The organism is Streptomyces zinciresistens K42 (assembly GCF_000225525.1).
Taxonomy (GTDB): domain Bacteria; phylum Actinomycetota; class Actinomycetes; order Streptomycetales; family Streptomycetaceae; genus Streptomyces; species Streptomyces zinciresistens.
Genome location: NZ_AGBF01000222.1, coordinates 1 through 9,711, shown reverse-complemented (window position 1 = coordinate 9,711; position 9,711 = coordinate 1). Strand labels below are relative to the sequence as shown.

The following is a 9,711-nucleotide window of genomic DNA, read 5'->3' as shown; positions in this document are numbered from 1 at the left end:
CGGGTACCATATCGCTGCGCGATATGCAAGCGGGGCGGTCGCTGCGCTCCCGCTGGCCCTCGCGATGCGAGGGCGTCCCTTCCGCTGCGCTCCAGGGACCGGTGGAGCCGGCCGCTGCGCGCCCGGCTGGCCGCGCAGCGCGCGGCCGTGGCTGGCTGGGTGTCGGGTGCAGCTAGTGGGGTCTTCAGTATGGGAGTTGAGGAGTGCTCCACACTCCTGGGCTGGGTCCGCTGCGCTCCCCCGCCTGACGGCCTGTCGGCTGCGCCTCCAGAACCTTGGGGCCCGCTGCCGCGGGCCGGGCTGGCTACAAGGGGTGGGGGCGCTCGTTCGTGTGGGTTCCAGTGTACCGCGTGCATCAAGTTGATGCAGCATGTACCGTTGGCGGAAACATGGGACACCCCCCAACCACCCGGGAACCTTCCCGGAATTCCGAGAGGAACGGCCGCAGATGACCGATCATCACGAATCTACCGGACTCGATCCCGTTCGAGTCCGGATTCGGTGCGTCGGGTGACGCAGTACCAGACAGCGGGCGTGAACGCGCAGTTGAAGCTGTTCGCGCTCCTGGAGGCGCAGAGATGCCCGCAAGCGAGGCGGACGACCTGATGGCCGCGCTGGAGGCCGGAGCGCAGTACGAGGTCGTGGAGCTGGACGGCATGGCGCCGGCCTCTCGGGGCCCGCTGTTCGCGGACGGATGGGACGAAGGCGTGACGGCCGTGAGCGAGGCCCTGGTGGCATCGCGGATCGGGACTGGTCATGGCCGCGGCGGTCAATCTGCCGGAGCGGCTGAACTGGCCGTACACATCGCGTACGTGAGACAGCGTGAGCGGGTTGGCCTGGTGTGGCTGGAGAGGTTCGTCCGGGAGACCGTGCTGCCGCGCACGCACCCGAACACCACGCAGTGGCGGCGGGTGCCAGAGGAGCTGGGCGAGGCCGGAGGTCTGTGCGCGGCGCGGGCGGCGGAGGTGTCCAGTGGGGACGTCATCTTCTGCACGCGCAAGACCGGGCACTACGACCCGGACGACAAGCCGTCCTTCATGGACGGAAAAGCCCGGCGGCCAGCATCTCACAGACGCGTCGATCTGGGACGACTCCGCCTACGCACATCTGCACAAGGCCATCTGAGGCACCACCAGGAAATGGGCATCGGGAGGGCAAAGTAAATGTCTGTGATTCCACTCAAGGAACACCAAGTAGACCAAAAGTCGAGCTTCCGAAACTGGGTCGGATTCCCCGCAAGATCACCTGTGCTTCCGGAGGGGGCCCGTGCCACGGGGGTGTCGGCGACCGGATCCGGAAAGACGATCATGGCCGCCGCGAGCGCGCTGGAGTGCTTCCCGGACGGGCGGATCCTCGTCATGGTGCCCACCCTGGACCTGATCGTGCAGAGCGCCCAGTCCTGGCGCCGGGTCGGACACCGCGCGCCGATGGTCGCCGTCTGCAGGGTGGACAAGGACGAGGTCCTGGAGCAGCTTGGGGTGCGCACCACCACCAACGCCATCCAGCTCGCGCTGTGGGCGGGGTCCGGGCCGGTGGTCGTGTTCGCCACGTACGCGTCCCTGGTGGACCGCGAGGATCCCACCGACATCACCGGCCGCCGGAAGGTCCGGGGGCCGCTGGAGGCGGCGCTGGCGGGCGGGGAGCGGCTGTACGGGCAGCGGATGGCCCCGTTCGACCTGGCGGTCCTGGACGAGGCGCACATGACGGCCGGGGACATGGGCCGGCCCTGGGCTGCGATCCACGACCAGTCCCGGATTCCGGTTGCCTTCCGGTTCTACCTGACCGCTACCCCGCGGATCCTGGCCGCGCCCCGGCCACAGCGGGGGCGGGATGGGGAGGAGTTGGTGATCGCCTCGATGGAGGACGACAGCGTCACTTACGGCAACAGGATCTTCGACCTCGGACTGGCGGAAGCCATCGAGCGGGCGATCCTCGCCGGGTTCGAGATCGACGTGCTCGAGATCCGGGACCCTGACCCGATCCTGGGTCTGTCCGAGGATGCTCTGCGCGGCCGGCGGCTCGCGCTGCTCCAGGCCGCGCTGCTGGAGCACGCGGCGCAGATGAACCTGCACACCGTCATGACCTTCCATCAGCGGGTCGAGGAAGCCGAGGCGTTCGCGGAGCAGATGCCGCGTACGGCGGCCGAGCTCTACGCCACCGAGGCGTCCGAGGCTGCTCTCGCTCACGCGGAGGAGCTGCCCGCCTCCTCCATCGACGCCGCGCTGTACGAGCTCGAGGACGGACGCCACGTGCCCCCGGACCGAGTGTGGGCCGGCTGGCTGTGCGGCGACCACCCCATCGCCCACCGGCGCGAGCTCATCCGCCAGTTCGCAGGCGGCATCAACGCCGACAACCGGCGGGTCCATCGCGCGTTCCTCGCCTCCGTACGCGCCCTCGGCGTCGGCGTCGACATCACCGGACTGCGCGGTGTGGAAGCGGTGTGCATCGTCGGCTCGCGCAGCTCCCAGGTCGACATCGTCCAGAACATCGGGCGGGCGCTGCGCCCGAATCCGGACGGCAGCACGAAGGTCGCGCGGATCATCATCCCGATCTTCCTGCAGCCCGGGGAGGACCCCAAGGACATGGTCGCCTCCGCCAGCTACCAGCCTCTCGTCGACATCCTCCAGGCCCTGCGCTCGCACTCGGAGCGCCTCGTCGAGCAGCTCGCCTCGCGTGCCCTGACCCGCGGCGCCGAACGCCGGCGCCTCCACGTCCGCCCTGCCCCCGCAGGAGGAACCGGCGGCGGGGAGAACGGCGGGGGCGACGAGGAGACCGATGAGGCGCAGCGGGAGATCGAGCGCGTCACCCAGGTCGTGGTCAACTTCGCCCGCCCCCGCGACGCCGCCGACATCGCCGCTCTGACCCGCTGCCGCGTCATCCGGCCCGAGTCCTTGGTCTGGCTCGAGGGCTACCAAGCCCTCATCCGCTGGCGGAAGGAGAACGAGATCACCGGCCTGCACACCGTCCCCTACGACACCGAGGCGACAGTGGGCGCGACGCCGGACTTCCCCCTGGGCAGATGGGTCCACCAACAGCGAAAAGCGCTGCGCGCCGGTGAGCTCGACCCCCACCGCAAGGAGCTCCTCGACCTGCCGGAAGCCGGGATGGTGTGGGAGCCGGGCGAGGAAGCCTGGGAGACCAAGCTCGCCGCGCTCCGCTCCCACCACCGCGCCACCGGACACCTCGCGCCAAGACAGGACGCAGTGTGGGGCGAGGGCCAGGCGATGGTGCCCGTCGGACAGCACATGACCAACCTCCGGCGCAAGGGCGCGAAGAACGGCCTGGGCAAGGACCCGGAGCGGGCCGCCGTACGTGCGGCGCAGCTGACCGAGATCGACCCGGACTGGGACTGCCCATGGCCGCTGGACTGGCAACGCCACCACCGCGTCCTCGCAGACCTCGCCGACGCCGACGGGCACCTCCCCGACATCCAGCCCGGCGTACTGATGGACGGCGACGACCTGGGGAAGTGGCTGAAGCAGCAGAAACAGCCGGGCACCTGGGCAAGGCTCCTGCCCGAGCAACAAGAGCGCCTCACCCGGCTGGGCGTGACGCCCGATGAGCCGTCGTCTCCCGCCCCCGCAGCGCCGCGTGCAGCGAAGGGGCCGAGCAAGGCGCAGCAGGCGTTCCAGCGCGGCCTGGCAGCCATGGCGCAGTGGGTGGAGCGGGAAGGCGCCCACCGGCCGGTGCCCCGCGCCCACGGCGAACAGATCACCGTCGAGGGCAAGGCGGAGCCGGTGATCGTGAAACTGGGCGTGTGGGTCTCGAACACCAAGTCGAGGCGCGACAAGCTCACCGCGGAACAGCTGGCCGCGCTGCGGGATCTCGGCGTGGAATGGGCCTGACACCGTCTCCGGCTGATCGTTTGAACCGTCCGGACACGCGAAGTGTGGAGAGACCCCGGGGAGTCAGGCCCTGGCTCTTGTGCGGTCAGCGCTCCAGTTCGGGCAGGTAGGCCACAGGCCCGGTGTCGAGCAGGAGATGCGGCCGACGGTCTCGCTCAGGGCGCTGTCGGAACGCGGGGACGACCTGCAGCAGCGGTGCCCAGCTGTGGTCGGGTAGCCGGAGATAAGCAATGGTCTCCGGCTACCCGACCACACCAGCGGGAGCCGTCTGCCGTTGGGCGCGGTTGCTAGAGCCCGAACTCCAGGTGCTCGATGTCCGTAAAACGGACCTCCTCCAGGCTGCCGGCGCGGCGCCCGTTGTCCTGGAAGTACACCTCCTTGAGCGCTTCGGCAGCGATCTCCTGGAGCTCGCGTTCGCTGGCGCCGGCCTCCTGGGCCTCGAAGAGGCGTGCGGCGTGCTGCGGGGGCAGGGCGACGGTCAGGTGCCGGATGCGGTCCTGGTCCGTCGACCCGATCGGCGCGGTGTAGCCCATGCGGGCCCGGGTGTCGATGACGATGCCGCCCGTCGTCGCCGCCTTCTGCCGGGCCTTGGCCCTGATCTGCGGCTGCCACCGGGCCTTCACCTCGCGCTCCAGGCGCGTGGCGAGGTCGGGGCGGGGCTTTTTGATCTGGTCCTTCACGTACCGCTCGACGGTGCGCTGAGAGATCCGCAGCATCTGGGCCGCCGCCTTCGTGCCCTTGAGCTGCTTGACCAGGTACCGCATCTGCGCGGGCGCGCTCTTGGGCGCCGGACGGGTGAACGCCTTCTGTACCGCGGCGTCCAGGCCGTCCCCGAACAGGCTCATCGTCACCATCTCCTACTCTCCGTTGTCGACGTCGGTGACGGTGCCGTCCTTGATGTACCGAGCGAGGTTGAGCTCCGGGGCGTTGAACCGCTCGCGGACCTCCTCGCCCCACAGGACGGACTGGGTGCCCTCGTGCTTGACCAGGCCGGGGTTGACGCCGAGCTTGAAGCCGCCGGGCAGCGGCTTGCCCTCCCGGTAGGGCAGGAAGTCCAGCGGGCTCGGCCCGTTGGAGGCGTAGACGACGCAGTCGGAGAGGATCGCGATCGGGTACTGGCCGGTGAACGCCGCGTGCTTGACGATCTTGCGGTGCAGGTTGATCCGGGTGCGGGAGATGACCGCCGCGCGGATGTCCGGCCGCCAGGTCGGCCGGGACAGGGCGCGCCACGGCTCGCCGGGCCGCCAGCCCTCACCCCGGGGCCGCTCGCGCAGCTTCCCCAGGCCGCCCTTGACCGTCGCCTTGATGGCTGAGACGACGAGTCCCAGGTGAAGGTCTCGGTTCTTGTAGCCGTCCATCGCCGCGAGGAAGTCCTCCGGCGACAGGTCGGCGTCGACGCCGAGGTCGGCCATCGTGGCCAGGTAGGCGTCACGCAGCCGCTGGTACCAGCCGTCCAGGTAGCGGCCGTTGTCGTACCGGACGTATGCCTCGATCGGCGCGACGTCGTAGCCGAGCTCCACCGCGTACGCCACGGTCGGCGTCGCGTACCAGGCCGGGCACTCGGGACGGTCGCCCTTCGGGGTGAACGGGCTGGGCAGCAGACTCGCGTCCAGATCCGCCCACGTGTCCTTGGCGACCTTCACCCGGGACAGGTCGACGTGGGACAGGTCCACCAGCCACGAGCCGGGCAGCTTTGGGTCGAAGACCGGGTCCTTGACATGGGTGGGCGCGCCGAGGCCGACGATCAGGCCGTTGGCGCCCGCTCCAAACGCGAGGTTCACGTCGATGCCGACCATGTGCCGCAGAGTGCACTCGGCATCCGTCATCGGCCGCGCCCAGTCGTACGCCTCCTCGAACAGCTTCTCCGCCGGACCGCGCACGTGGAAGCGAGGCAGGTCCACCAGGAGCGGGTGCCCGTCGGGCGCCTCGCACGGCGCGCAGTCCACCGGGTCCTTGCCCAGCGACCCGGGGTTGTGCTCGGAGTGCCGCCTGCCGTCGGCATCCGGCGCGGAGGCCCGGGTCGGCGGGTGCAGCGCGGTCATCAGCTCCAGGCCGGTCACGGCGGTCGATCCGCGCGGCGTCATCACCCTGGAGGCGTACACGCCCAACATCTGGGCGAGTTCCGCCGACGGGAGCTGCCCGGCCTCACCCCAGTGCCGGGTGTCGAGCGCGTTCCAGGAGGGGATGCACAACTGCACGCAGGCCCGCTCCGAGCCCTGCGCGGGGCGGTAGATCCGCGCCCACGGCCCGAAGCCCCTCTTCGTCAGCTTCCACTCCGCGCGGACCAGCTGCTTGATGACCTTGTGGCCCTCCGGGATCCGCCCGGCGAGCCGCTCCTGCTCCGTGAGCGTGGCCGGGAGGCCGTAGCGCTCCAGCACGGCCTCGGTGAGCACAAGCAGCGGGTCGCCGTCCTTGCCCGGCCCGGACAGCTTCGGCGCCCCGAGCTTCGCCTCCTTGAGCGCCCAGTCCACCAGGGACGGCAGGGACTTGGCGGGCACGTGAAGGACCAGGCCCCCGACGCAGAACGCCAGCACCTTCCCGTCCTCGACATCCACGACCGCCAGCGGACCGTTCTCGAACCGCGGGTCACTCTCGCCCGCCGGGGTCCCGGCCGGGGCCGCCTTCCGCGCGCCCGGACGGCGCGACGTCGACGCCGGCCCGGCGGTGCGCACCGGACGGAATGCGGTCGCCGGAGCGGCGGTGGGGGCAGGGGTCTGGGTGTTCTCAGCCGTCGTCATGGCCGCAGCCCCGCGGGCCGGGTCTGTGGGCAGAGCCCGAGCTTCCGGCATGGGGGCCACGGGGCCGGCGAACATCGCCGGTACCGCCGCGTCCTGCTCCGCCGCACCGGTGTTGGCCGTGGCGGGGTAGAGCTTCGCGAGCCCGTCGAGAAGCCGCGCATACGCGTCGCGCTCCGGCGGGCGGGGCTCGGTCTTGCCGGACTCCCAGCCACTGACCGTGGCCCGGCGCACCTTCAGCGCGGTGGCCACCTCGTCGATCGTCAGACCGTGCGCGGCACGCAACCTCTTCCGCTCCGCCGGCGGCGGAAGGACGGCGCGGGACGCGAGCAGCGCATCGACCGCGTCGAACAACTCGGACATGGAGCACCTCCCGACCGGGAGCCTACCCCATGAACCGCACAGATCACGCACATTCAACGTACGAACAGCGTACATATGGCGTGCATTTCAGGAATGGCGTTCCAGGGGCCCGGCAGACTGATCTCTCGCAGCGAAGGTTGAGTGGCCGTTACAGCCTGGCTGCCTGGGGCAGGCGATCAGGGACGGGGACTCCCAGGCCGGTACGAGGTCCGTTTCGGGCGTGGGCGGGCATCCGGGGCCTCGGCCAGCGGCGCCTCCCACTCATACGGCGTCGCGGTCAGATACAAGCGGCGCTTGGTGCGGATCCGGGAGGAGTCGTGGATCACCGGCCAATCCTTGTCCCAGCCGCCCGCGGTGTGGTGTGCCTCATCCACGATCGCGAGATCGAAGACCGCAGCCGGGAAGACGGAGTGCTGGACCTCCTCGATCCGCGGGAGCGAGTCGGGGGTCACGAACACGGTCGCCGGCTCGTTCTTCTTGGCACACCGGGCCAGCCAGTACGCCAGGTGCTCCCCCGAACCCGCGGACACCGCCCCTGCCTCGGACAGCACGGGATGCTTGTGTGCCTCGAGTGAGGACACGGCCATCAGCGGCTCGCGGCGGCCATCCGCACGGGCGGCCTGGGCCCACTGGCCGATCAGATCCCGGGACGGCACCACACCAGCAGAAGCCGGGTATCGAGGGCCTCAGCCGTCCGCAGGGCGATCAGCGTCCTGCCCGTGCCGCACGCGAACACCATGTGACCACGCGAACCCGGCTTCCTGGGCCGCGTAGCCCGCTGTGAACCGCCGCCTGCCGACCGGAGCGCAGCATACGGCGGACGGGCGCGATGGCGTCGGCCAGAGGCGGGTGGCGGGTGGCGGTCCGGGGCGACAGAGCTGGGGTCGGTGGCCATCAGGTGGTCCTTGGGAGAACCGGCTGAACGCCGCGAGGCGGAAGGGAGGTCACTGGTAGAGGAAGTCCGCTCCCCACACCTGCAGTCCGTCGACCAGGGCGACGGCGGTGTCCGCCGCTTCCCGGAGCTGTGCGGCTGTGCACGCGTCGTAAATGGAGTTGATCGCCTTTGAGTTGTGGTACTCCGCGGCGAGTCGGCGGAAGGTGACCGAGGGACGGAAAACACTATCCGCCGACGCTTGTTCGTCCACGAGCTCCGCGGGAAGCCCGCAGTACGTCTCCGAAGTGATGAAGCATGCCCAGTCGACCAGTTTGCGTGTCGACCACACATCGTGTGCGACGCGGTCGAGGAGCAGCGGACGGCAGTGGGGGTCAGGGCATTCGTCCACCGTCGCGTAGAACAGCTGGTCCACCAGGGCAGTGTCAACCCTGGTCCCAACCGGGTACAATTCGGACGGCGGCACGAACTGCCGCTGCCGACGGCGGACCGTGGCCGCAGCGTGTACATGGTCAGCGCCGATCACCATTCTTTCCACGGCCTCCTTCAGCAGGCTCATTCCCCCGGCATCACAGTTCATCGTCGCGCGCCCTGGGTCACAGCGGCCGCAAAACGGCGAACACGCCACACAACGGTAGATCTTCTAGTAGGGGGCGGAGCTTCGAAGGCCAGCTCGCTTGGGGCGGGCCTCCCCGATCCGGTCGGACGCGGTCCGCAGTGATCCAGTCGTGCTCATCGATGAACGAGGTACGCGTCACCTCGGTGCGGGCGGACCGCCACCGGTTCCGTCGGTAGGGCATCAGTCCCCGGCCGATCTGGGGTGGACAACACTCATCTGCCTGCCTCCGGCGGGCTCACTGGCTGACCCAGCACCTGGCGCAGTACAGCATCGTGCTCCTGGAAGACCACTCGCCCGCCTGCCCTCAAGGCGTCCCACACGGTCTCCTCTCCTGCTCCAGGAGCCAGCCCGAGAGAGACTGATGAGGGCTCGGGGCCCGCGTCTTGAACCGTCGATGCGTCCATCGCGACCAGCTCAGCTCCGTACGTGCGGGCCACGTACTCGGCAATCCGCAGACCACTCCCGTCCAGGTCAGGTGCAGGCTTTACCCAAGGCCGGATAGTTAAAGGGCTTGCCGGGAAACAAGCCGTCGCTTCCGGCTCCGAGGCTCGTTGCCATGGTATGGGGAGTCCGGAGGGGATCGAGGCGGCCCTGGCCGCGAAGTTTGCGACGCTGTTCCCGCATCTCGACGAGCGGCAGCGGCGGCTGGCCATAGGAGCAGAAGCACGGTCGCTGGGCCATGGAGGCATCAGGCTCGTCGCTCGTGCGGCCGGAGTCCGGGAGGGCACCGTGTCGTGCGGGGTGTCTGAACTGGAGTCCGGCGAGGCGCCGTTGGGGCGGGTGCGCCGCACCGGTGGGGGCCGCAAGCGTGCGGTGGACCTGGATCCGGGCCTTCGGCCCGCGCTGCTGGCCCTGGTGGAACCGGATGTACGCGGGGACCCGATGTCGCCGCTGCGCTGGACGACGAAGTCGACCCGGCAATTGGCTGCCGAGCTGACCCGGCAGGGGCACCGAGTCTCGGCGGACACCGTGGCGGCCGTGCTGCGCGAGGAGGGCTTCAGTCTCCAAGGCAACGCCAAGACCATCGAAGGTGCCCAACACCCGGACCGCGATGCGCAGTTCCGCTATATCTACGACCAGGCCAAGGACTTCCAGGCCGCCGGAGACCCGGTGATCAGCGTGGACACCAAGAAGAAGGAGTTGGTCGGCAACTACAAGAACGCCGGCCACGAGTGGCGTCGCGAAGGCGATCCGGTCCGGGTTCGCACCCACGACTTTCCCGATGCCGATCTGGGCAAGGCGATCCCATACGGGATC

At 69.8% G+C, this 9,711-nt stretch carries 7 protein-coding genes; 3 read left to right on the top strand and 4 right to left on the bottom strand.

Annotation, left to right across the window (positions count from 1 at the left end; translation table 11 throughout):
* The first annotated feature begins 578 nt into the window (after positions 1 to 578).
* Positions 579 to 1,163, top strand: coding sequence for a hypothetical protein (locus SZN_RS37800; RefSeq protein ID WP_007503295.1), 585 nt, complete (start codon positions 579 to 581; stop codon positions 1,161 to 1,163).
* Positions 1,164 to 3,845, top strand: a complete 2,682-nt coding sequence (locus SZN_RS32165; RefSeq protein WP_078509045.1) for a DEAD/DEAH box helicase — start codon at positions 1,164 to 1,166, stop codon at positions 3,843 to 3,845.
* Between the two features lie 287 nt (positions 3,846 to 4,132).
* Here the strand turns inward: SZN_RS32165 and tpg are convergent, their stop codons facing one another.
* The 4 genes from tpg to SZN_RS32145 form a co-directional block, all read right to left on the bottom strand.
* Entirely contained in the window at positions 4,133 to 4,690 is a 558-nt protein-coding gene (tpg, locus tag SZN_RS32160) for a telomere-protecting terminal protein Tpg (RefSeq protein WP_007503283.1), read from the bottom strand.
* A 12-nt stretch (positions 4,691 to 4,702) separates the two neighbouring features.
* The gene (tap, locus tag SZN_RS32155) at positions 4,703 to 6,943 is read right to left on the bottom strand and encodes a telomere-associated protein Tap (protein WP_007503282.1); all 2,241 of its coding nucleotides are present in this window, start codon (positions 6,941 to 6,943) and stop codon (positions 4,703 to 4,705) included.
* A gap of 176 nt (positions 6,944 to 7,119) precedes the next feature.
* Entirely contained in the window at positions 7,120 to 7,599 is a 480-nt protein-coding gene (locus SZN_RS32150) for a DEAD/DEAH box helicase family protein (RefSeq protein WP_244313454.1), read from the bottom strand.
* Between the two features lie 288 nt (positions 7,600 to 7,887).
* Positions 7,888 to 8,394 (bottom strand): hypothetical protein, encoded by a 507-nt coding sequence (locus tag SZN_RS32145; protein WP_007503280.1) that lies wholly within the window; start codon positions 8,392 to 8,394, stop codon positions 7,888 to 7,890.
* A 621-nt stretch (positions 8,395 to 9,015) separates the two neighbouring features.
* Between SZN_RS32145 and SZN_RS32140 the strand changes: the two genes are divergently transcribed.
* On the top strand, positions 9,016 to 9,711 hold a 696-nt coding region (locus SZN_RS32140; protein WP_007503279.1), incomplete at its 3' end, for an ISAzo13 family transposase.

Coding starts and splice junctions, on each gene's coding strand:
- SZN_RS37800 (WP_007503295.1), top strand. CDS start 579: ATGCCCGCAAGCGAGGCGGACGACCTGATGGCCGCGCTGGAGGCCGGA.
- SZN_RS32165 (WP_078509045.1), top strand. CDS start 1,164: ATGTCTGTGATTCCACTCAAGGAACACCAAGTAGACCAAAAGTCGAGC.
- tpg (WP_007503283.1), bottom strand. CDS start 4,690: ATGAGCCTGTTCGGGGACGGCCTGGACGCCGCGGTACAGAAGGCGTTC.
- tap (WP_007503282.1), bottom strand. CDS start 6,943: ATGTCCGAGTTGTTCGACGCGGTCGATGCGCTGCTCGCGTCCCGCGCC.
- SZN_RS32145 (WP_007503280.1), bottom strand. CDS start 8,394: ATGAGCCTGCTGAAGGAGGCCGTGGAAAGAATGGTGATCGGCGCTGAC.